The sequence below is a fragment of the Clostridium sp. J1101437_171009_A5 genome (assembly GCF_015547905.1).
In the GTDB taxonomy this organism is placed as follows: Bacteria; Bacillota; Clostridia; order Oscillospirales; family Oscillospiraceae; genus Pseudoflavonifractor_A; species Pseudoflavonifractor_A gallinarum.
In genome coordinates this window covers 18,413-39,822 of record NZ_JADMVY010000015.1, presented here as the reverse complement: position 1 = coordinate 39,822, position 21,410 = coordinate 18,413, and the positions used below count along the sequence as shown (strand labels likewise).

The window sequence follows — 21,410 nt, the reverse complement described above, 5'->3', positions numbered from 1 at the left end:
TAAACATGAATGAATACCTTATATATGGGGCTCCGGGGCGCACTAAGTCTCCAGATCTTATATCTCAACGGCTGAGGCCAGCTGGTTATCAATATTGTAGCGGCCATCCTTGATGGAAACCACGCAGCCGCCTTTGAGGTGTGACACCACGGTCACCGGCTCTCCCACATAGCAACCCAAAGAAAAAAGGAACGCATTCAGCTCCTCATCGTCCGTATTGATTTGCTTGATGATATATTCCTGACCGTCCAGAGCATCCAACAATGTCATATCCATCACCTTTTCAGAGTTGATTCAATCATTTTTCCACAGTCTGGTTAGCGATAGAAAACCAGACCGCGAAAAAATTAGGTTAGCAACATCTAACCCTCTGCTATAATATACCATGCCTAATCAATTGTCAAGCGGGAACCTATGTTCAGCAAAGAAAATCTCCGTTTCCGATAAACAGGCTGGTTCATTTTTCCGGACTGTGCTATAATAATCAAAATGCTTTATCCAATGGAGGTCTTGTATGGCAATCCATGAATCTGGTCAGATGTATTTGGAGACCATTTATATTTTAAGGCAAACAAAATCCTTTGTGCGGGCCATTGACGTGGGAGAACAGATGGGCTATACCAAGCCCAGCGTCAGCCGTGCATTGTCCATTCTAAAAAAAGACGGCTATGTGGAGGTGGACGGAGAGGGAGCGATCACCCTGACGCCAAAAGGTCTCGCCATTGCTGAGACCATGTACACCCGGCACACAGTACTGACAGAAATGCTCAAGGGTCTTGGCGTGGATGAAAAAACAGCCGCAGAGGATGCCTGCAGGATCGAGCATGTGATCAGCGAAAAATCCTTCGCCGCCATGCAGGCTCACCTGAATCAGACAAAAATATCTGATGTAGAGTCCTCAGGAGCACAGGACTGATCTTCAGAAAGCTACACCGCTGACAGGAAATCCGAACGCTCAGGGTACAGACCGCTACCTGCTGAGAGGACAAGGGGTTGCGGACGGGATACACACATTGACAACAGTATCGGTGTATGTTAGAATCCAAGTGGTTAGCAAAAGCTAACCACTTGGATTCTTTTGCTTTATTGAATTCAGACAATAGCCTTCCCATGAAAAGAAGGTCTGGACTTGGCTCAAAACCATAGTGGTTGCCGGATGGACAAGGAGTGATGGGATTGGAAGTGCGTGCGTCAGCGGAAGATTATCTGGAAGCGATCCTACTCCTTCAGAGGAGAATGGGGGTGGTACGGTCTGTGGATGTAGCACAGCATCTGGAGGTATCGAAGCCAAGTGTATGCCACGCGGTTGCCTCTCTGCGTGCGAAAGGATTTCTGCGAATGGACGAGCGTCGTTTCCTGATCTTGACCGAAGCGGGCCGTTCTGTCGCCGAAATCACACTGGAAAAGCACCAATTCTTCTCTGCGATGCTGATGGAGGCCGGTGTTGACCCGAAAACCGCAGAAAAGGAAGCCTGTCGCATTGAACACGCAATCAGCACGGAATCCTTTGAGAGATTAAAGCGACTCAAAAAAGAATATACCAACCATTCGGCTGGAGGAACCTGTGCCGATTGAATTGTGGAAAGAGCTGCTTGCCCCCCTGCGTTGAAATGACATTCGGTACCGATCATGCTTTTATCAGGAGGCTATTAAGAACAGATTGATCAAAGGCGGCTTTTTAACTTTGCGTGGTACCGTTGGAGTTACTGGAATGATAATAGTAGCAATGCAACATCCCGCAAGTGCGTGGGTAACACCACCGGGAAGGATGATAAGCAACATATAAAGCGGCGGATGCAACAGCGCATCCACCGCTTATTTTTTGATAGGGGTAAGTTAACAACTAAGCAATCTTGTGCCATAAATCAAAACTTTTGCGATAGATCGCCCTGTATGTGGCTGCTGGCTTTTCAAAACCTTGCGGGCAGTTTTTTTGATGTTATGGCACACGCCAAGAATAGCGATGCAAAACAGCAAGGCTGCTAATCCATATCCAAACGACTGTATTGCCGCGTTCATGTTCACACCTCTTTTCTGACCGCTGCCGCCAACGAACTCAACCGAATAGTCCTCTTTTTTTGTACGGCTCCTTCTGGATCGCTCCGACCTCATACCCCGTGCTGCGAATGGCATTCATAAGAGTCGCCGTGTCCAAGTCTGTTTCAGAGAGAATCACAGTCTGGTTTTTGCTGCGGGAAGAATTCACCTTTTTGACCGGGAAGGCTTTGCGTATGGCGTCATTGACATGAGCCTCGCACATCCCGCACATCATTCCATTGACTTCCACTGTGTACTTCCACATAATTTCTCATTCCTCCTTGGCTTTTGTATGATCGAGCTGCGCGGACCGGACGGTGGTCTGCCATGCCGCAGTCCGTTCATCCGGGATCTTCCTGGCCATCAGACAGCACAGCGGCGCCAACGAACTTCCGAGAAGCTGATGGCGAACGATGGAATATCTCCGCTCGGACAGGTATGCCATCAGCTCCCCGGCAGTCCAGACGTGGTACACCCGAAAGCCTGACAGCCCCATGAACCAGAGCCGGAGTCTGGCGCTTCGACTTTTGCCCCAGACAAAGGTTGGGGCGAACAGCCATCCCCCTGGCTTCAGAACCCGCCAGGCTTCCGCCAGAGCTTTTTCCGGGTGAGGCATGACATGGAGGGCGTTGGAGATCACGACTGCGTCGAAGCTCTCCGGACCGTAGGGCAGCTGGGTAGCGTCCTGGACGGAGAAATGGAGCCGGGACGAGTGCACCTGCTTTTTGGCCTGACGGATCATTTCAGCTGAAAAGTCGGTTGCCTCCCAGCTCCGGACACATGGAGACAGCGGCACGGACAGCTGGCCTGTTCCGCAGGCCAACTCCAGCACATCCATGTCCCGTTTCAGAAAAGGGCGCATTGCTTTGCATATCTGCTGATAGGTTGCCTGGGAGCGGCGCATGAAACCGGAGTAATGCCGTGAAAACCGCTCCCAAAACTGCTTGTTGTCATCCATACAATATGGTCACCTCAATGATGGTTAGCGATTGCTAACTACATCATACTCTTTGTCGCACGAAATTGCAAGATGCCGCCATATTGGTTTTGCATGTTCTCTGGGATCAATCAAGGGAAGAAGCGAGAACGAAGAATGACCGGGATACATCTCCCGGCCATTCTTTCCGTTTCGTTCGGCTCACTGTGTTTACCGGCACCAGCCGGTGGGATTGGAGCGGGCGGTGATGAAGCGGCGGTAAATGCCCTCCTCCGCCATAAGTTTGTCGTGGTCGCCGGCCTGAACGATGCGCCCCTGGTCGATAACCAGGATCTCATCGGCGTGGCGAATGGTATTGAGCCGGTGGGCAATGACCAGCAGGGTCTTGCCCCGGCACAGCTGGGTAATGGCCTCCTGGATGTAGCTCTCATTGTCGGCGTCCACGCTGGCAGTGGCCTCATCCAGAATGACGATGGGAGCATCCTTCAGAATGCAGCGGGCAATGGAGATCCGCTGCCGCTCTCCGCCGGATAGGCTGGCTCCACCTTCGCCGATGACCGTGTCAAAGCCGTCGGGCAGCTCCATGATGAAGTCATAGCATCGGGCTTTTCTGGCCGCCTCATAGACCTCCTCCCGTGTGGCGTCTGTCCGTCCCATGGCGATGTTGTTATAGACGGTATCCTGGAATAAGTAGACCCGCTGGAACACCATAGAGATCTGATCCATCAGATCAGAAAGAGGAATATCGCGGATGTCCCTGCCCCGTACCAGGATCTGTCCCTGTTTGACATCCCAAAACCGGGAGAGCAGGTTGGCTACCGTACTTTTACCGCCGCCGGAGGGACCCACCAGGGCCAGCATCCGGTTTTTCTCCAGCGTGAAGGAGACATCATGCAGCACCTCTTTCTCCCCGTATGCAAAGGTGACATTTCGGAACTCCACCTCCGGGGCACTGCCGGCTTTGGGTAAGGCCTCCCGGCCCCGGTCGGGCAGCTCCGGCTGGGCCAGTACCGCCTCGATCCGGTCCATGCAGGCGTTCATCACCGTCAGGCGGGTGGCTTGGCTGTAGAGTGCCTTCATGGGGCCGAAGAGGTCAAAGACGAAGAGCAAGACACCCAGCAGGAAGGTGATGGAGAGCTGCCCACGGCCATAGAGCCAGAGTGACAGGGGGATTATCAGCACCGAGCCCAGACCGCACACCAGATAGAGGGCCCGCATCCAGGGAGCCTGGCTCTCCTCGAACTCGATGCTGACCTTGCGGCTCCGGGCGAAATTTTCGGTGAGTTGCTCGGAACGCTCTCCCAGCAGGTTGAAGGTCTTGGCAATACCAATGCCCTCCACATAGTCCAGCACTGCCCGTGTGAGCGCCTCGCTCTGCTCCTGTCGGACATCAGAGTGAGCCAGGGTGCTCCCCAGGGAAGCGCGGCCCAGCTGCCAAATGATCCCTACCACCACCAAGGCGGCCAGTCCCAGCCAGGGATTCAGGAAGGCCAGCCACAGCACAAGAATGGCTTGGGCAAAGGTATAGCTCATCATGTTGGCAATGTCGTGCATACAGTTCTCCTCAATGAACACCATGTCGGTGGACAGAACGGAACTGATTTTGCCGATGTTGCCCTCTGTGAAATAGCCCATGGGCAGGCGGCGCAGATGCCGTCCCAGCTCCATGCGCAGATCGGCGAATACCATATAGCCCGCCGCGGCCTGGAGCCGGTCGGCGATGTTCTGGCACAGGCACTCCAGCAGAACGCAGCCCACCGTGCCCACCGCCAGCCACAGGCACAGCCGTGCCGTCATGGTTCCCTGGAGAAAAGCGCTCAGGGCCAAGAAGGACAGACCGATGGGGGCCTTGGACAGCATGGCCTTCAGGAACGCAAAGACAAAGGCCAGCTTGATCCGCCCCTGATAGGGGCCGGATACGGACAGGATTCGTTTCATCAGCGCGATCATGCCTCGTCGCCTCCTTTCTCCGCAGAGACACGCCAGGCAGCGGCTCCCTCGGCAGCCCGCCACAGTTTTTCATAGGCGGGGCAAGTCTTTCGCAATGTATCGTGGCGGCCAATCCCTGCCACATTGCCCTGATCCAGCACCACGATCTGATCGGCACCTGCAATGGACTGAAGCCGGTGGGCGATGACGATGACCGTCTTGCCCCGGATCACCTCGGCAATGGCGGCGTTCATTTTCTCCTCATTCTCCGGGTCCAAAAAAGCGGTGGCCTCATCCAGCACCACGATGGGAGCGTCCTTCAAAATCGCCCGGGCCAGGGCGATCCGCTGCCGCTCCCCGCCGGAAAGCCCTTTGCCGCCATCGCCGGCCATGGTATAGATTCCTTTTTCCAGCCGTTTCAGAAACTCTCCGCATTGAGCCCGTTCCGCCGCCGCCAGCACCTCCTCGTCGGTGGCGCCGGGTCTTCCCAGCCGGATGTTCTCCAACAGGCTGGTGTTGAACAGGAACTGCTCCTGCGCGACGAAGGAGATCTGCTCATTCAGAGAGGCGAGGGACATCTCTCGCAGGTCTTGCCCCCCCAGCGTGATGCGTCCGTCCGTCACATCGTAAAAGTGGACCAGCAGCTTGGCAAGGGTCGACTTCCCGCTGCCGGATTCTCCCACCAAAGCAGTGAGGCTCCCCTGTGGGACAGAGAAGGAGATGCCGTGGAGGACTTCGTCCTTTTCATAAGAAAACCGCACATTCTCAAAGCGGATCTGCAAATCGTTTCCGTTGAAATCCGTTTTTCCTTCTTTCAGGGGCGGAATATTGAACAGAGATTCCATTTGGTCAATCTTGTAGCTCAGCTGGGGCAGCACCGACATAAAGTTCATGGCTCGGATCAGAGGCGGTCCCACGGAAAAAGACATGCACAATACCAGCGCGTAATCCGGCAAGGTGGAGGCGCCGGTGAGTACCAGATAGCCGCCGGCTGGCAGCAGCACCAGCGCCACGCAGGGCAAAATGCTGGTGTAGAGGGCCATCCACAGCCAGCAGGCCCGGAACCAATCCAGAGTAAAATCACGGTAGTTTTTTACATCGGTCTCAAAGCGGTGATATGACTCTCCGTCCCGGTTGAAGACTTTCACGACTTCCATGCCGTTGATGTACTCCACGATGGTGTTGTTCATTTTCTGCCCGGCGGCGTAGTAGTCTCCCATCTTGCTCATGCCGGAGCGGTACATCATGCCCATGGCCAGCACGCCCAGCGGAAGGGAGCAGAGGGAAAGCAGACCCAGCTTCCAGTCCGTGAGGAACATGGCCGCAAATACCACCACCGGCACCGCCAGATTGGACAGCCCTTCCGGCAGGGCGTGGGCCAGCAGAAGTTCCATGCTCTCAATGTCGTCAATGAACATCTTCTTCCAGACTCCAACGCCCTTCTCCTGGATCGCGCCCAGGGGCTGCTTTTCCAGCTTGCTCTGGAGATGGAGCCGGAGGTTTTCCAAAGTATGATAGGCGGAGCGATGAGACAGAGCCAGCCCCTCCACATAGAGAAGGCCGTAGAGGACCATGCACAGAGCCATGGCCCCGGCGTTGAACAGGGTTTCCTCCAATGTGAGACTGCCCCCAGTCAGCAGGGGCCGCAGCAGGCGGTAGAGGAAGAAATAGGGCAGCACGCTCATGGCCACGCCGGCCACCAGTACCAGAATGGAGGCATAAGTCGTCTTCCGGTGGCGTCCAGTGTAGCGCAGGACTTTTTGAAACACAGTATCACTCCTTTTGGTTAGTTATTGCTAACTTATTAGCGAGAAAAAAGCCTCCGGAGAGGCGTTTTTCACCCCTTGGGGAATCCCAGGGCGGCGTACCAGTCAAAGAGACGGCAGACCAGAGTACAGTGGCGCTGGATCTCCGGCCAGGTGAAGTCGTGGATAAAGGGCTCGTAAATGGTGGTCCAGAAAGCGGACAGAACTACATGAAGTTCCTCTTGCGTCATATCCACCGTACATAACCCTCGGTGTCTGGCCTCAGCATAGTAGGTCCAGGTGCCTTCCGTCATTTTCTCAACCCAGTCGTGCTGAAAGTTGGCGTAGGCAGTACCCTCCGCTCCGGTAAGCAGCAGAACAAAGCCATCCCGCCGCTCATTGAGAAAGCGGAACCACCACAGCATATATTCCTCATCCATATACCACGCCCGGATCAGGTCTTCGTCGGAGAGAGCGGATGCCGGTACCGCTGTCCGCTCCTCATAAACAGCATCCAAATCCGCCACCGTATCCGCCACCACAGCGCGAAACAGTTCCTCTTTTCCGGCGTAACGCTTATAAAGGGCGCCGGTTGTCACCCCAGCCCGCTGGCAGATGGATTTCAGGGAAGCCTTCTCAAAGCCCAGCGTCCGGAACTCCTCTTTGGCGCTGTCCATGATCCGAGGGTCAATGGAAGTATCCGGTTTTGCCATAACATCCCTCCCAACGAATGATAATTTGATTACCGATAATCCGATTATCAATATAGCATCCCTTTCTATCCCTGTCAAGGGGAAATCCTCTCTTGACAAACTCGCTTTTTGGTTGTATATTCAAAACATCGTTTTGAAACACTGTTTTGAATTGCGAGGCGATACCATGGCAAAGCAGATCGAAGGGGTCTATGAAAATGTGCTTCGCTGCGCCCGTCAGGAATTTTTGGAAAAAGGTTTTGCTCTGGCATCCCTGCGGGATATCGCCAAGGCGGCGGGAACCAGCACCGGCTCCATCTATACCCGTTTTACCGACAAGGCGGGATTGTTCCGGGCCCTGGTGGAGCCTGCTGCCGGAGAGCTGAAGCGCCGTTTTTTGGAGATTCAGGAGTCTTTTCACCGGTTTGACGGCCAAACCCAGCAGGAGGAAATGGGGCGTTACACTGCCCATGCCCAGGAGGGACTGTTTGATTACATCTATGAGCACCTGCCGGAGTTTGAACTGCTGCTCCTCCGGGGCGCTGGGACGGAATATGCCCACTATATTGACGAGTTGGTGGAGATCGAAGTCAGTTACACCTACAAATACATGGAGGTCATCGGCTGTGAGAGCGTCCGCTCCGGTCAGGTCACCGAGGACTTGATCCATATCGTTACCACCGCCTACTTCAACGGAATGTTTGAGCCGGTGCGGCACCGCATGGATAAGGCCCGGGCGCTCCACTATATCCGCCAGCTCAACCGCTATCACATGGCAGGATTTGAGACGATCTTTCATCCTGAAAACTTCCGGTAGTGCAAAAGGCCGCTTTCCCGGCGGCCTTTTCATAGAACCAAAGGTTAGCAATAACTAACTAAAGGAGGCTTATTTATGCAGAAAACGCAAAGCCCGCTGCTGCGGCTGTGGCAGCTGGGCAGGGAACATCACGGCGGCCTGATTGCCGCCATCTTCTGCGCGGTGGCGGGTGTCCTGCTGGGGCTGCTGCCGTATCTCTCAGCGGGGCACATTCTGGTGGCGCTTTTGACCGGGCAGCGGGACTGGAACTTCTATCTTCTGTGGTGTATGGTGGCCCTGGGGGGCTATCTGGCCAAAACCCTGCTTTACAATCTGGCACTTTCCCTCTCCCACAAAGCCACCTTCCAGATCCTGCGGGACATCCGGAAGATGGTTCTGTCCAAAATGCCTCGCTTACCCTTGGGAGATATTCTGGATACCTCCAGCGGACGGCTCAAACAAATCGTGGTAGATCAGGTGGAGAGTATGGAGACGACGCTGGCTCACCTGCTGCCGGAGATGACCTCCAATCTGCTGGCGCCGGTATGCGTTCTCGTGTATCTGTTTACGCTGGACTGGCGTATGGCATTGCTGAGTCTGGTGTCCATTCCTGTGGGCATGGCTTTTATGATGGCCATCATGGGCAGCTATGGCAAGGACTATCAGGGTGCGGTGGAGACGACCCAGGCTATGAACGAGACCATTGTGGAGTACATCGGCGGCATTGAGGTCATCAAGGCCTTCAATCAGGGAAAGAACTCCTATGAGAAGTTCTCCTCCCGGGTACGGGCCAATGCTGCCTACTACTACAACTGGATGAAGAAATGCCAGTTCGGAATGGCGCTGGCCTATGCCATCGCTCCCACCACCCTTATCACGGTGCTGCCTGTGGGCTGGAGCTTCTACACGGACGGCAGTTTGTCCGCAGAGGTATTTCTCACCACCATCATCCTGTCCATGAGTATTGTGGGACCTCTCATTGCCGCCATGGGCTTTGTGGATAATCTTGCCAAGGTAGGTACCATCGTAGGCTCGGTGGACGAGATCCTCCTGAAGCCGGAGCAGGATCACGGAACACAGCCGGCACAGCTGGGAAAACCGGATATCGCCTTGGGTCATGTTTCCTTTGGATATGCCCAGGACAAGGAGATCCTCCACAACATCTCCCTCACCATTCCGGCCGGCAGCCTCACCGCTTTGGTTGGACCCTCCGGTTCGGGCAAGTCCACCATTGCCAAGCTCATCGCCGGTTTCTGGGATGTGACCGAGGGCCGCATTACCCTGGGCGGCGTGGAGGAAAGCCGTATCCCGCTGGAACAACTCTACGACCAAGTGGCCTTTGTTTCTCAGGACAATTACCTCTTTGACGATACCATCCGGGAAAATATCCGTATGGGACGGGTAAATGCCACGGATCAAGAAGTAGAACAAGTCGCCAAAGCCGCCGGATGCGACGGTTTCATCCGCCAGTTGGATCATGGCTATGACACCCGGGTGGGCGGCGGAGGCGCCCATCTCTCCGGAGGAGAGCGGCAGCGTATCGCTATCGCCCGGGCCATGCTGAAAAACGCCCCTGTGGTGATTCTGGACGAGGCCACCGCCTACATTGATTCGGAGAATGAAGCGGTGGTCCAGCGGGCAGTGGCAAAACTGGTGGAGGGTAAGACGGTCATCGTCATTGCCCACCGCCTGTCCACCATCACCGGCGCAGATCAGATCGTGGTGGTGAAGGATGGGAGCATCGAGGCACAGGGCAGACATGAAGAACTGTTGCGCCATTGCCCGTTGTACGCCGATCTGTGGCAGGCTCACATGGGTGTAAAGGAGGGAGAAACGGTATGATCGAGACATTCAGAGGTATCTGGCGGTTTGCCGGTGAGGAACAGCGCAACATCCGGCGCTCGGTGATCGCTTGCTTTTTCAACGCGGTGTTCCATATGTTTGAGATCGCCGCCATTTACTACACCATCCTGGCTCTGCTGGATGGAAAAACCGGCCATGCCACGGCGTGGCAGGCGCTGGGTCTGTTGGCAGTCAGTATTCTGGGCAGCGCCGTGACCAAGTATTTCTCCCAACTCCAGCAGACCCACGCCGGGTACTTCATGGCGGCCAATAAGCGCGTGGCCATCGGGCAGCGGATGAAATCCGTCCCCATGGGCTACTTCAACGACAACAGCCTGGGAGAGCTCACCGGGGTCTGCACCACTGTACTGGACAATGTGGAGACTGTGGCCCCCATGGTGTTGGTGACCATGCTGGGCGGGATGCTCAACGCTCTGGTCTTTACGGTGATGATCCTGATTTTTGACTGGCGGATCGGTCTCATTGTGGTGGCGGCCACAGCAGTTTATTTGTTCATCACCTCGGCCATGGAGCAAAAATCCGCCGCCCTCGCCCCGCACCGTCAGAAGTCCGAGGCCAAGTTGGTGGAGGCGGTGCTGGAGTATGTGCAGGGCATGAGCGTGGTGAAGTCCTTCAACCTCACCGGACGGGGTGACCGCACCTTGCAGGAAGCACTGGAATACAACTGCCGCAGCAACCTGAACATCGAAAAGATGTTCACCCCTTATATTATGGCGCAGGGGATCGCGCTCCAGCTGGGAAGCGTGGCCATGATGCTTGCGGCGGTATGGTTCTATCTCTCCGGAACGATGATCCTGGCCAACGCCCTGATGGTGGTCATCATGTCCTTCCTGGTCTTTGCTCAGATCTCCTCGGCGGGCAGCGGCATGTCCCTGCTGCGTATCGTCAGCAGCTGCATGGCCCATGCCGATGAGACGGACGCCATGCCCCAGCTGGCAGAGACCGGTCGGGCCGGCACGCCCAGGGAGCACAGCATTACCTTCAACCATGTTTCGTTCTCTTATGACCAGCGGCCTATCCTGCGGGATGTATCCTTCGCCATCCCGGACAGGACCACCACCGCCATCGTGGGCCCCAGCGGTTCCGGGAAAACCACACTGTGTAATCTCATCGCCCGGTTCTGGGATGTGGAGAGCGGCGCCGTCCTGGTGGGCGGTCAGAATGTGAAGGACTATACCCTGGAGGGCCTGATGGATCAGATCTCCATGGTATTCCAGAAGGTCTATCTCTTTGCCGACACGGTGGAAAACAACATCAAGTTTGGATGCCCCAATGCCACCCACGAGGAGGTGGTGGCCGCGGCGAAGAAGGCCTGTTGCCACGACTTCATTCTCACCCTGCCCCAAGGCTACGACACCGTCATCGGCGAGGGTGGTTCCAGCCTTTCCGGCGGCGAGAAGCAGCGCATCTCCATTGCCCGGGCGATCCTGAAGGATGCTCCCATCGTGATTCTGGATGAAGCCACCGCCAATGTAGACCCGGAGAATGAGGACCGGCTGCAAAAGGCCATCGAAGCCCTGACTCGGAACAAGACCATTCTGATGATCGCTCACCGGCTGAAGACGGTCCGCAATGCGGATCAGATCCTGGTGCTGGACGGCGGACAGATCGTTCAGCGGGGCACCCACAGCCAGCTCATGGCCCAGGAGGGCCTGTATCAAGCGTTCGTATCCGGCCGTAAAGAGTCCGGCCAGTGGAAGCTCTAAGAGGAGGAACGCCCAAACCATCATGAAAAGAGGAGTGCCGCCACCGGGTATATTCCGGCGGCGGCACTCTTGTTGTGTCCGGGAGATTGCGCTTGAAGGGGCAATTGATACTGAAAATGGAAAATCACTTGACTGGTTAGCGATTGCTAACTATAATCAAGCGTAGAGTACCGTGTCTTTTGAGGAGGGCCTATGGAGAAGTACAAGGTCGAGAAGGACTCCGTGCAGGAGACGCTCATCATCCCGCTGTATGGCCGGCGGCTCTGCTCGCGGCGGTTCCCCGGACTTTATCAGGATGCCACGGCGGCCATGCTGATGGAGAAGGTGGACTACGACTTCTCCCCTTTGGAGCGGCAGGCAAACGGTCTGATGCAGACCTTCGGCGCGCTGGAGGTCGCCATGCGCCAGAATGACCTCGCCTGGGAGGTGCGGGACTATCTGAATGCCCATCCCAGAGCGGCCGTCATCAATCTGGGCTGCGGTCTGGACAACACCGGGCGGGCCTGTGACAACGGCCGGTGCAGCATCTGGAACATCGACCTGCCGGATGTGATCGAGCTGCGGGATCGCCTACTTCCTCCCGGAGAGCGGGAGAAAAATCTGGCCTTTGATCTGAAAGACCCGCGCTGGATGGATGCTGTCCGCGCAGATCCTGGGGATGGGACGGTGCTGTTTGCCGCCGGGGTCTTCTACTACTTCACGACGGAAGAGGTCAAAGCTCTGGCCACAGGCATCGCAAGACGGTTCCCAGGAGGGCGGCTGGTCTTTGACGCGGCCGGGCAAACGGCCGTTCGGCTGATGCTGAAAACCTGGGTGAAGCAGGCGGGCATCCGGGATGTGGGTGCCTATTTTTCCGTCAAGGATGCCAAGGGGGATCTGGAGCCATGGTCGCCGCTGTTTTCTGTTTCCAGCCGGGGCTATATGCTGGGCTATCAATCGCTTCATGATCCGGCGGTTCGGCCTATCCACCGGCTACTGGCGAAGCTGGCCGACGGACTGATGCGGCTCCAGATCGTCCGGATCGACTTTGCAGAATACAGTCACGATTAGATTGGAGAAGATTATGCCCATTGAACTATGGCAAGGGCTGCTGATTCCCTTTGCGGGGACAACGCTGGGTGTGGCATGTGTCTTGTTTATAAGGAGGCGAAGATTAGTATGAAAAGATTGATTAAGGGTGGATTTTTGACATTAAGTGGTGTTATTGGAGTTATAGGAACGATGATGGTCGCAATGCAAAATCCGTCAAGTGCGTGGGAAACACCACCCGGAAGAATGGTAACAAGTATTTTGGAAAACGAGATGTTAATCCCTGCGATTTTGTTTCTTCTCCTTTTAGTTTCTGGATTATATATTCTCCTGACAGAAAACAAAGCAGATTAATAAATTTTCGTTTAATAGTAGAACCGATGGGCACAATCCTGACGGTTCTCCTGGCGGGGATTTTGGTTCCGGTACTGCCTTACGCCCTGAGCTTTGCCGCCGGAGCGATGGTCTATGTGGTAGTAGAGGAATTGATCCCGGAGATGTCAGTGGGAAAGCACTCCAATATAGGGACTATTCTGTTTGCAGTCGGTTTTACCCTCATGATGACGCTGGATGTGGCGCTGGGTGCTTGAGTGAGTGAAGGTGAAAAAATGGGACAAGAAGAGCGGATTCAAAACGCCTACCGGGGATTGGGAGGCAAACGGACATTTTATGATGGCATGATCACCTGTTCCACCCTGTCAGGCCGAGCGGTATGCCGCCTGATATGGGGAATGGATCGGGCGGAAACCCAGGACTACCTTTCCGCCGCCCTTTCCGGAATACCGGAGGGGTTTTCCGGAAGACTGCTGGAAGTCCCCGTGGGTACCGGCATACTGACCATGCCCCTCTATCGGGAAATGCCGGAGGCGGAGATCACCTGCCTGGATTACTCGCCGGAGATGCTGGAGCGGGCAAAATCCCGGGGCGAGGGACTTGCCCATGTGCGCTTTCAGCAGGGGGATGTTGGGGCGCTGCCTTTTGGGGATGGCAGTTTCGACATCGTGCTCTCGCTCAACGGGTTTCATGCGTTTCCGGATAAGGAGGCCGCCTGGCGGGAGATCTTTCGTGTACTGCGGCCAGGCGGGATCTTCTGCGGCTGCTTCTATGTGACGGGGCAAAACCGCCGCACCGACTGGATAATCCGCAGGCTGTATGTGCCAAAGGGCTATTTCACCCCGCCCTTTGAGACGGCGGAGAGCCTGCGGCATCGTCTGGAGGAAACATTCGGGCCGGCAAAGGTTCGCACCGTCCAGAGCATAGCCTCTTTTGCCTGCCGGAAGGCGAAGGAGAAACACCCGTAAACGAATTGTACACAAATATTAAATGACAGGGAGGAAAATCGAATGCAGCAAAAGCGTAATCAACAAGCAGAAATTCGTCTCGGTAGCCATGGCGAAGACTACGGAAGCTGGATGTCCAATCCCGTGTTCTATATTATTGGCGGTATCACGGCTCTGGCCGTAGTTTTGGCCGTACTCTCCTTTTCGGTGTTCCACATCACGGTTCTCGGTGTTCTGTTCTCTGTTGTTGCGGCGGCGCTGGTGGCCCTGCTGGTCTGGATCACATGGATCAGGCGTCAGTATGCCTTTGGCGGTGGCGGGATTATGGAACAGGTTCACCGGGTCGTTCTCTCTCACCTGGACTATGACGGACAGGGCAGTCTCTTGGAGGTCGGATGCGGTTCCGGGGCCCTGTCGATCCGTGCGGCCCTAACCTGGCCGGAGACAAAGGTCACTGGCATGGACTACTGGGGAGCTGTTTACAATTACAGCAAGGCCCTCTGTGAGAAAAACGCCGCAAGTGAAGGTGTGGCCTCCCGGTGTGTATTCCAGCATGGCGACGCCAATCATCTGGATTTCCCCGATGAGAGTTTTGATGCGGTCATCAGCAACTATGTCTACCATAATGTCATGGGAGCCGATATGCACAAGCTGCTGCTGGAGAGCCTGCGGGTGCTGAAAAAAGGAGGCGTCTTTGCTCTGAACGATGATATGAAGCCCAAGCTGTACGGCGATATGGATGCCTTTGCGCAAAAGCTGCGGGAGATGGGCTATCAGGATGTCCGGCTCATTGATACCGCAGAAGAAGCCTTCGGCTCCCACCGCCGGGCTGCCATGATGATGCTGGGATCTTCCCAGCTGCTTGTCGGCAGAAAGTAATTCGTCAAAACGGGAGGGCTGACCATGTCCAAGTTGGGCGTTGTGGAGGACACATTGTTTGTCCCCATGCTGGGCAGGCTCTATGCCAGCGAGCACTGCCCGCAGATCTTATACGATGGGAAGGCGCTGGAGCTGAAGGAGAAGCTGCCGCCCGAGCTGCTGTCGCAGGGCCGCCTGAGTCAGTATACCCTGCTGGCTTCCGCCGCTCGGTCTGCCAATATGGATCGGATCATCCGGACCTTTCTGGAGCACAGGTCGAACGGCGTGGTCGTTCAGCTCGGCTGCGGTCTGGAGACGACATATTCCCGCTGCGACAACGGAAGGTCGCGCTGGTATGCCGTGGATTTGCCCCATGTGGTGGAGTACCGGCGGGAGCTGTTGCCGGAGCCGGAGCGGGAGACCTATCTCGCCGGAGACGCCTTTGCCGAGGACTGGATCAAGCAGATCCGCGCTGATGTGCCGGATGCTCCTATTCTGGTCACCGCTGGCGGCCTGTTCCACTATTTTGAGGAAAGCAAGGTTGTGGGACTCCTGCGGATGCTCACGGGGTTTGGAGAGATTGAAATCGTCTTTGACTCCGTGAGTAAAAGCGGTATGGCCATGATGCGGAAAAAGTACATGAAGCAAGTGGGCCACGGAGATGCGCAGATGTTTTTCTATGTGGATTCCGCATCGGTGCTGGCCGGAAAAATCGGCAGTGGGGTCAGGGTGCTGGCTGAGGAGCCTTATTACCGCCATATCCCCCGAACCGGATTGAAGCTGTCCACCAAGATCAGCATGGCAGTTTCGGACCGATTCTGTATGGTGAAGATGGTACATCTCTGTCACAGCGCTAAATTCCATGACTAAACGGGATAAAGTCGTCCAATCGGAGCAGAAAGAACGGCGATGTGTCGCTATACTCAGTAAGGAGGGGCGCGCTGAGCGCCTTTTCTCAGAAATAACGGTTAGCATAATCTAACTATGTTGAAGGAGAGCGGTACATCATGAACACGCAGAAAAAAGGGATGACGGGAAAGGACATCATTACGGTGGGAATTTTCTCCGCCATCTACTTTGTCATCAACTTTGCTTTTATGCTTCTCAGCGGTCTGCATCCCCTGCTTTGGATCTTGATGCCTGGCCTGATCGCCGTATTTGCGGGTATCCCATTCCTGATGATGTGTACTAAGGTGCCAAAGACCGGCGCAGTGGTCCTGATGGGCTTTATTACGGCCTTGATCTACTTTGTTACTGGCCAATTTACGGTGGTGATTCTCATTGCTTTTGCGGTGAGCTGCATCCTGGCGGAGCTTTGCCGGATCTGTAGCCATTACCGGTCTTTCCGTGGTAATGCTCTGGCCTACGTGTTTTTCTCGCTGGGGATGATCGGCTCCCCGCTGCCTGTCTGGATCATGCGGGACAGTTTTCTGGCGCAGATCAGCCAGCAGGGAATGCCGGAAGCCTATGTCTCCACCTTGGCGGCATTGACTTCCCCGGGTATGATCGTGGTTCTGGTGGGGGCGTCTATCGTGGGAGCTATTCTGGGTATCCTGCTGGCCAAAGGAATGTTCCGCAAGCACTTTGAGAAGGCGGGGATTCTGTAACATGGAGGAGGCACGGCGCTGTTTGGTGTTCGACCCCAGGGTGGGTCTTGCTCTGCTGGTCTTCGCCAATCTGGCAGCCTTTAGTGAGCAACCTTTTTGGATGGAAATGATATGGATCGGTTTTCTCCTGCTCCTGATGCTGCTCCATCGCTGCTTTGCCATGGTGGGGAAAAGCCTCTTGATCTTCGGAGGAATCCTGTGCCTGCAATACTGGATTCTGCCGGCTGCGCCGGGATGGGTTGCTACCAGCTTCTCTATTTTTGCCAACTATGCCCGCCGGATGATGCCCTGCCTGATGATCGGCTTTCTGATGCTTCGCCGGACGCCTATGCCTTATTTGGTGGCTGGAATGCGGAAGATCCATTTCCCTCAGCGGCTGATCGTAGCCGTCTCGGTGACGCTGCGGTACTTTCCCGCCATTCGGGAAGAGACAGGCTATATCCGGGATGCGATGCGATTGCGGGGCATCCGGGGATTGGCAAAGCTGGAGGGGATCATGGTTCCCCTGATGATTTCCGCTACCGGCACTGCGGAGGAGCTGTCCGCAGCGGCAGTGACACGAGGGATCGAGGACCCGGCGCCTAAGACCAGTCTGGTGGAACTGCGGGTCTCGCCGGTGGACGGCGCCGCGTTCCTTGTGGGTGTGGGGCTTACCGTTGCCCTTCTGGCAGTCAAATTGGGGGTGTTTCGATGGTAGAACTGCAAGATGTGTCCTTTTCCTATACAAAAGAAGGGGGCACCCTTACCCATGTGGATCTGACCATACGACCGGGCGAGTGTGTCCTGCTCTGCGGCGCTTCCGGCTGCGGGAAGACCACAATCACTAAGTTGGTCAACGGCTTGATCCCGGCATTTACGGAGGACTGCATACTGACCGGGCAAGTCCTGCTCCACGGCGCGCCGGTGCGGGAACAGCCTCTTTACCAACTGGCCCGGCAGGTAGGGTCTGTTTTCCAGAACCCCAAAAGTCAGTTTTTCAATATGGATTCCGACAGTGAGCTGGCCTTTGGCCTGGAAAATCAGGGCATGACCCGGGGTGAGATCCTCCGCCGGCTGGATGATACCACCGACCGCCTGCACCTGAAGCGGCTGAGGGGCCGGAACATCTTCGCCATGTCGGGCGGAGAAAAGCAGCTGCTGGCCTTTGCCTCGGTCTATGCCATGAGGCCGGAACTCTACATTCTGGATGAGCCTACGGCCAATTTGGATCTGGATACCATTGACAGACTCCATGATCAAATCGCATACCTGAAAAGTCGGGGACACACCATTCTCATTGCGGAGCATCGGTTGTACTTTCTGGCGGATCTCATAGATCGGGCTGTCTATCTGCGGGACGGGATCGTGGAGCGGATCTGGAGCGGAGCAGAATTCCGGCGGCTGGCTGAGACAGAACGGATCGCTCTGGGCCTTCGCACACTCACGCCTACTCAGGTGACTCTGCCGCCCTCCCGCGCTGCGGGGGAACAGAATGGACTGTCTGTGGAGGGACTGTGCTGCCGGTACAAGCGGGAGCCGCCGGTATTTCAAAACCTTTCCTTCTCCGCCCGCCCGGGAGAGGTGCTGGCCGTCACGGGTGACAATGGCGTGGGAAAAAGCACCCTTTCCCGCTGCTTGTGCGGCCTGACGCGGGAGAGTGCCGGAACGATCCGCCTCAACGGCCGCATCCTTGGTGCGAAGCAGCGGCAGCGGATTGCCTACTGCGTCATGCAGGATGTGAACCATCAGCTCTTTTCCGACAGCGTATGGGGAGAGTGTCAGTTGGCTATGGAAGGACTCTCTGACCAGCGCATCCAGGAGGTGTTGGAGCGGCTCCATTTGCTTGCGTTCCGGGAAAAGCACCCTATGTCTCTCTCCGGCGGCCAGAAACAGCGTTTGGCGGTGGCTACCGCCATGCTGTCCCAAAAGCCGCTGCTGGTATTCGACGAGCCCACCAGTGGTCTGGACTATGCAAGAATGCAGGAAGTGGCTCGCTGCGCACGGGAACTGGCGGACGAGGGCCGGGTGGTTCTGGTGGTGACACATGACCGCGAATTTCTCCAGTGCGCCTGTGATCGAGTCCTGGAACTTTGAGAAAGGAGCTGAGCCGCAGTGGCATTTTTACAGGACAGCCAACCGGATCTGTGCCTCTTGGCCAAGAGTGGTGGGTGCAGCGTTTATCAGCTGCGAAATGAGAGCGGCGAGGGAACCATGACCGTCTATGAGGTGTTCCCCGGCGCTACCATCCTGTATAACGATTTCCACATGGCCTATTGCGACTCCTCTTTTGAAACCCGACAGGATCTCCTCTGCATCGACTATTGCCGGGAGGGCCGGATGGAATACGCTGTGGGCAACGATGCGTTCTCCTATGTGGAGGCAGGTGACCTGAAAGTGGATCGCCGCCTGAAGCACAAAGGATACTTTTCTCTCCCGTTGTCCCACTATCATGGCATCTCCATGTGCTTTGACCTGTCCATGGCACCCGTGGAACTGGCTCGTTTGGCGGGAGACTATCCTTTGGATCTGGCCGCCATTCAGCGGAAATTCTGCCCGGATGCCCGGCCGCAGGTCATTCACGGAGCACCCTCGGTGGATCACATTTTTCAGGAGCTTTGTGCCGTACCGGAGCGGATCAAAATGCCCTACTTCCGGGTAAAGATCCTGGAGCTGCTGCTGTATCTCGACGCCCTGGAATTGGGAAGTGGAACGGAAAAGCCATATTTTTACCGTTCTCAGGTGGAGACAGTCAAGGCTATCCGCTCCTACCTGGCAGAGCATCTGGATCAGCATATCACATTGGAGGCTCTGTCCAGACAGTACCAGATCCCTTTAACCACTCTGAAGGCCTGCTTCAAAAGCATATATGGCAGTCCGGTGAACACCTATATGCGGGCACTGCGGATGGATCGGGCGGCTCTGCTGCTTCGGAAAGAACCGGAGGCCAGCGTTACAGAGATCGCCGGAGCGGTGGGCTATGACAGCTCCAGCAAATTTGCCGCGGCTTTTCGGGCGGTGAAGGGACAAACTCCGCTGGAATACCGGCGAGGCGGCGGGAACCCCGTTCTCTCTTTTCCTGACGAAACGGAGTGATGCCGGCCGGGCGGAGCGGCAAGCATGGGCAAGAACCGATACAATAGGGCATGGTGAGAGACATCTCACCATGCCAATTTTTTTTGAGAGGAGTGGTTTTGTGAAACAACGCAGCTGGCTGGCCATCCTGCTCTCTTTTGCCGGTCCCTGCCGGGGAAAGCTGGTCTTGTCTGTCTTGTGTGCTGTTATCAGCGTAGCAGGGGGCTTTGTGCCGTATCTGGGGGTCTATGAGATCCTTCGCCTGTTTATCCATCAGTCGGCCTCCGGCATGGAGCTTCTCCGATGGGCTGGAGTGTGTCTTGCGGGATATGCGGTCAAGGTAGCTTTTTACGCCTTTTCAACCATGCTGGCCCATGTGTCCGCCTACACCATTCTGGAGGGCCTGCGCCGTCAAGTGGCCCAAAAACTGATGCACGCTCCCTTGGGGAGTGTGTTGTCAAAGCCCATCGGTTCCCTCAAGAGTACCATTGTGGATCGGATCGAGGACATTGAGCCGCCGCTGGCCCACATGATACCGGAATTGAGTTCCAATGTGCTGCTGCCCATCGTGGTGGTGATCGCCCTCTTTGCCATGGATTGGCGGATGGGCCTTGCCTCCCTTGCCACGATTCCGGCCGCGCTGATCCCCATGGCGGCGGGCCTGCGGACTTACAACGAAAAATATGCCGCCTATATGTCGGCCAATGCTCAGGTCAACAGCATTATTGTCGAGTATGTGGAGGGCATCGAGGTGGTAAAGGCCTTCAACCAGAGCGGCGCCTCCTATGAGAAATTCGTCCGGGCGGTGACCAGCTTCCGTGACTTCACACTGGATTGGTTTCGCTGCACCTGGAAATCCATGAACCTGTGCCTGTCCATCCTGCCTACCACGCTGCTGGCTACCCTGCCGGTTGGGATCGCCCTGTATCAGACCGGCGTCCTGGACCCGGCCCGGCTGGCTCTGTGCCTGATGCTGGTGCTGGGTATCGTGTCCCCGCTGGTGCAGGCTGCAGCCTTTCTCAATTCCATGAAGAGCATGGAATTTGCCGTCCGGGACACTCGGCATCTGCTGGATCTGGAGGAGCTGCCCGAGGCGTCCGAGCCCGCCCACCTCTCCGGCAGCGGTATCACTTTGCGGGATGTGTCCTTCTCGTATAGCGGGAAAGAAGAGAACACTGTGCTGCGTCACATTGATCTGGAACTTCCCGCCGGCACCTTCACCGCTCTGGTGGGTCCCTCCGGTGGCGGCAAATCTACGGCAGCCCGGCTTATCGCTCGGTTCTGGGATGTGACGGATGGCTGCATTGCCATAGGCGGTGTGGATATTCGGAATCTCACACTGAAGCAGCTGGCGGATCAGGTCAGTTTCGTGACACAGGACAATTTCCTCTTTGACTGCTCTCTGAAAGAAAACATTCGATTGGGGAAGCCGGACGCCACGGAGGAGGAAGTTTGGGCGGCTGCCCGGGCCGCTCAGTGTGAGGAGTTTTTAGGACGGCTGGAGCATGGATGGGATACCCCAGCGGGTGAAGCGGGCAAGCAGCTCTCCGGTGGGGAGCGGCAGCGGATCGCCATCGCCCGCGCGATTCTGAAGGACGCCCCCATTGTCATTCTGGACGAGGCCACCGCCTTTACCGATCCGGAGAATGAGGACAAGATCCAGCGTTCCCTGATGGCGCTCTCCCAGGGGAAAACGCTGCTGGTTATTGCCCACCGGCTGAGCACGATTCAGAACGCCGACCAGATCGTGGTGCTGGAGAAAGGCCGTATTGTGGACAAAGGCACACAGCCGGAGCTGCTCAGCCGATGCCCGCTATATCAAAAGCTATGGCAGGCCCATGTGGGTGCCCAGAATTGGGCAGTTGGAAAGGAGGCTTGAC

At 56.1% G+C, this 21,410-nt stretch carries 22 protein-coding genes and 1 pseudogene; 17 read left to right on the top strand and 6 right to left on the bottom strand.

Annotation, left to right across the window (positions count from 1 at the left end; all coding sequences use genetic code 11):
• Positions 1 to 57: 57 nt before the first annotated feature.
• Positions 58 to 276, bottom strand: coding sequence for a FeoA family protein (locus I2C21_RS15755; RefSeq protein ID WP_353654829.1), 219 nt, complete (start codon positions 274 to 276; stop codon positions 58 to 60).
• 238 nt (positions 277 to 514) lie between these two features.
• Here I2C21_RS15755 and I2C21_RS15750 point away from each other — a divergent pair, with 238 nt between their 5' ends.
• The 3 genes from I2C21_RS15750 (at position 515) to I2C21_RS15740 (ending at position 1,986) form a co-directional block, all read left to right on the top strand.
• A complete protein-coding gene (locus I2C21_RS15750; protein ID WP_193537362.1) occupies positions 515 to 916 on the top strand; it encodes a metal-dependent transcriptional regulator in 402 nt (133 codons plus the stop codon).
• 260 nt (positions 917 to 1,176) lie between these two features.
• Positions 1,177 to 1,575, top strand: coding sequence for a metal-dependent transcriptional regulator (locus I2C21_RS15745; RefSeq protein WP_193537364.1), 399 nt, complete (start codon positions 1,177 to 1,179; stop codon positions 1,573 to 1,575).
• 219 nt (positions 1,576 to 1,794) lie between these two features.
• Positions 1,795 to 1,986, top strand: a complete 192-nt coding sequence (locus tag I2C21_RS15740; RefSeq protein WP_195279719.1) for a hypothetical protein — start codon at positions 1,795 to 1,797, stop codon at positions 1,984 to 1,986.
• A gap of 70 nt (positions 1,987 to 2,056) precedes the next feature.
• Here I2C21_RS15740 and I2C21_RS15735 read toward each other — a convergent pair whose 3' ends face one another.
• The 5 genes from I2C21_RS15735 to I2C21_RS15715 form a co-directional block, all read right to left on the bottom strand.
• Positions 2,057 to 2,302, bottom strand: a complete 246-nt coding sequence (locus I2C21_RS15735; protein ID WP_195279718.1) for a heavy-metal-associated domain-containing protein — start codon at positions 2,300 to 2,302, stop codon at positions 2,057 to 2,059.
• A gap of 6 nt (positions 2,303 to 2,308) precedes the next feature.
• Positions 2,309 to 2,995, bottom strand: a complete 687-nt coding sequence (locus tag I2C21_RS15730) for a class I SAM-dependent methyltransferase (RefSeq protein ID WP_195279717.1) — start codon at positions 2,993 to 2,995, stop codon at positions 2,309 to 2,311.
• Positions 2,996 to 3,184: 189 nt separating this feature from the next.
• The gene (locus I2C21_RS15725; RefSeq protein WP_195279716.1) at positions 3,185 to 4,924 is read right to left on the bottom strand and encodes an ABC transporter ATP-binding protein; all 1,740 of its coding nucleotides are present in this window, start codon (positions 4,922 to 4,924) and stop codon (positions 3,185 to 3,187) included.
• Positions 4,921 to 6,672 (bottom strand): ABC transporter ATP-binding protein, encoded by a 1,752-nt coding sequence (locus tag I2C21_RS15720; protein ID WP_087270334.1) that lies wholly within the window; start codon positions 6,670 to 6,672, stop codon positions 4,921 to 4,923. The genes I2C21_RS15725 and I2C21_RS15720 overlap by 4 nt, the downstream gene beginning before the upstream one ends.
• A 68-nt stretch (positions 6,673 to 6,740) precedes the next feature.
• Complete coding sequence (locus tag I2C21_RS15715) at positions 6,741 to 7,361, bottom strand: TetR/AcrR family transcriptional regulator (RefSeq protein ID WP_193537372.1); 621 nt, start codon at positions 7,359 to 7,361, stop codon at positions 6,741 to 6,743.
• Positions 7,362 to 7,527: 166 nt separating this feature from the next.
• On the opposite strand from I2C21_RS15715, the gene I2C21_RS15710 reads away from it, so the two are divergent.
• The 14 genes and pseudogenes from I2C21_RS15710 (at position 7,528) to I2C21_RS15645 (ending at position 21,409) form a co-directional block, all read left to right on the top strand.
• A complete protein-coding gene (locus I2C21_RS15710; RefSeq protein ID WP_193537374.1) occupies positions 7,528 to 8,157 on the top strand; it encodes a TetR/AcrR family transcriptional regulator in 630 nt (209 codons plus the stop codon).
• Between the two features lie 75 nt (positions 8,158 to 8,232).
• Positions 8,233 to 9,978 (top strand): ABC transporter ATP-binding protein, encoded by a 1,746-nt coding sequence (locus tag I2C21_RS15705; RefSeq protein ID WP_195279715.1) that lies wholly within the window; start codon positions 8,233 to 8,235, stop codon positions 9,976 to 9,978.
• Entirely contained in the window at positions 9,975 to 11,705 is a 1,731-nt protein-coding gene (locus I2C21_RS15700) for an ABC transporter ATP-binding protein (RefSeq protein ID WP_195279714.1), read from the top strand. Before I2C21_RS15705 ends, I2C21_RS15700 begins: the two co-directional genes overlap by 4 nt.
• Positions 11,706 to 11,897: 192 nt before the next feature.
• Positions 11,898 to 12,755, top strand: coding sequence for a class I SAM-dependent methyltransferase (locus tag I2C21_RS15695; RefSeq protein WP_195279713.1), 858 nt, complete (start codon positions 11,898 to 11,900; stop codon positions 12,753 to 12,755).
• Positions 12,756 to 12,863: 108 nt separating this feature from the next.
• The gene (locus I2C21_RS15690; RefSeq protein WP_193537382.1) at positions 12,864 to 13,088 is read left to right on the top strand and encodes a peptidase M50; all 225 of its coding nucleotides are present in this window, start codon (positions 12,864 to 12,866) and stop codon (positions 13,086 to 13,088) included.
• 14 nt (positions 13,089 to 13,102) lie between these two features.
• Positions 13,103 to 13,324 (top strand): annotated as a pseudogene (locus I2C21_RS15685) (ZIP family metal transporter); the annotation flags it as partial.
• Between the two features lie 141 nt (positions 13,325 to 13,465).
• Positions 13,466 to 14,035 carry a class I SAM-dependent methyltransferase gene (locus tag I2C21_RS15680; RefSeq protein ID WP_286167327.1) on the top strand — a complete coding sequence of 190 codons (570 nt, stop codon included), beginning with the start codon at positions 13,466 to 13,468 and terminating at the stop codon, positions 14,033 to 14,035.
• A 42-nt stretch (positions 14,036 to 14,077) separates the two neighbouring features.
• Complete coding sequence (locus tag I2C21_RS15675) at positions 14,078 to 14,893, top strand: class I SAM-dependent methyltransferase (protein WP_193537386.1); 816 nt, start codon at positions 14,078 to 14,080, stop codon at positions 14,891 to 14,893.
• A gap of 24 nt (positions 14,894 to 14,917) precedes the next feature.
• Positions 14,918 to 15,742 (top strand): class I SAM-dependent methyltransferase, encoded by an 825-nt coding sequence (locus I2C21_RS15670; RefSeq protein WP_195279711.1) that lies wholly within the window; start codon positions 14,918 to 14,920, stop codon positions 15,740 to 15,742.
• 137 nt (positions 15,743 to 15,879) lie between these two features.
• Entirely contained in the window at positions 15,880 to 16,479 is a 600-nt protein-coding gene (locus tag I2C21_RS15665) for an MptD family putative ECF transporter S component (protein WP_195279710.1), read from the top strand.
• A gap of 1 nt (position 16,480) precedes the next feature.
• Positions 16,481 to 17,176 carry an energy-coupling factor transporter transmembrane component T gene (locus I2C21_RS15660; protein ID WP_195279709.1) on the top strand — a complete coding sequence of 232 codons (696 nt, stop codon included), beginning with the start codon at positions 16,481 to 16,483 and terminating at the stop codon, positions 17,174 to 17,176.
• Entirely contained in the window at positions 17,170 to 18,552 is a 1,383-nt protein-coding gene (locus tag I2C21_RS15655) for an ABC transporter ATP-binding protein (RefSeq protein ID WP_195279708.1), read from the top strand. Before I2C21_RS15660 ends, I2C21_RS15655 begins: the two co-directional genes overlap by 7 nt.
• 18 nt (positions 18,553 to 18,570) lie before the next feature.
• Entirely contained in the window at positions 18,571 to 19,551 is a 981-nt protein-coding gene (locus I2C21_RS15650) for a helix-turn-helix domain-containing protein (protein ID WP_195279707.1), read from the top strand.
• A gap of 100 nt (positions 19,552 to 19,651) precedes the next feature.
• The gene (locus tag I2C21_RS15645; protein WP_195279706.1) at positions 19,652 to 21,409 is read left to right on the top strand and encodes an ABC transporter ATP-binding protein; all 1,758 of its coding nucleotides are present in this window, start codon (positions 19,652 to 19,654) and stop codon (positions 21,407 to 21,409) included.
• Position 21,410 lies beyond the last annotated feature (1 nt).

Coding starts and splice junctions, on each gene's coding strand:
- I2C21_RS15755 (WP_353654829.1), bottom strand. CDS start 276: ATGGATATGACATTGTTGGATGCTCTGGACGGTCAGGAATATATCATC.
- I2C21_RS15750 (WP_193537362.1), top strand. CDS start 515: ATGGCAATCCATGAATCTGGTCAGATGTATTTGGAGACCATTTATATT.
- I2C21_RS15740 (WP_195279719.1), top strand. CDS start 1,795: ATGCAACAGCGCATCCACCGCTTATTTTTTGATAGGGGTAAGTTAACA.
- I2C21_RS15735 (WP_195279718.1), bottom strand. CDS start 2,302: ATGTGGAAGTACACAGTGGAAGTCAATGGAATGATGTGCGGGATGTGC.
- I2C21_RS15730 (WP_195279717.1), bottom strand. CDS start 2,995: ATGGATGACAACAAGCAGTTTTGGGAGCGGTTTTCACGGCATTACTCC.
- I2C21_RS15725 (WP_195279716.1), bottom strand. CDS start 4,924: ATGATCGCGCTGATGAAACGAATCCTGTCCGTATCCGGCCCCTATCAG.
- I2C21_RS15715 (WP_193537372.1), bottom strand. CDS start 7,361: ATGGCAAAACCGGATACTTCCATTGACCCTCGGATCATGGACAGCGCC.
- I2C21_RS15710 (WP_193537374.1), top strand. CDS start 7,528: ATGGCAAAGCAGATCGAAGGGGTCTATGAAAATGTGCTTCGCTGCGCC.
- I2C21_RS15705 (WP_195279715.1), top strand. CDS start 8,233: ATGCAGAAAACGCAAAGCCCGCTGCTGCGGCTGTGGCAGCTGGGCAGG.
- I2C21_RS15700 (WP_195279714.1), top strand. CDS start 9,975: ATGATCGAGACATTCAGAGGTATCTGGCGGTTTGCCGGTGAGGAACAG.
- I2C21_RS15695 (WP_195279713.1), top strand. CDS start 11,898: ATGGAGAAGTACAAGGTCGAGAAGGACTCCGTGCAGGAGACGCTCATC.
- I2C21_RS15690 (WP_193537382.1), top strand. CDS start 12,864: ATGAAAAGATTGATTAAGGGTGGATTTTTGACATTAAGTGGTGTTATT.
- I2C21_RS15680 (WP_286167327.1), top strand. CDS start 13,466: ATGGATCGGGCGGAAACCCAGGACTACCTTTCCGCCGCCCTTTCCGGA.
- I2C21_RS15675 (WP_193537386.1), top strand. CDS start 14,078: ATGCAGCAAAAGCGTAATCAACAAGCAGAAATTCGTCTCGGTAGCCAT.
- I2C21_RS15670 (WP_195279711.1), top strand. CDS start 14,918: ATGTCCAAGTTGGGCGTTGTGGAGGACACATTGTTTGTCCCCATGCTG.
- I2C21_RS15665 (WP_195279710.1), top strand. CDS start 15,880: ATGAACACGCAGAAAAAAGGGATGACGGGAAAGGACATCATTACGGTG.
- I2C21_RS15660 (WP_195279709.1), top strand. CDS start 16,481: ATGGAGGAGGCACGGCGCTGTTTGGTGTTCGACCCCAGGGTGGGTCTT.
- I2C21_RS15655 (WP_195279708.1), top strand. CDS start 17,170: ATGGTAGAACTGCAAGATGTGTCCTTTTCCTATACAAAAGAAGGGGGC.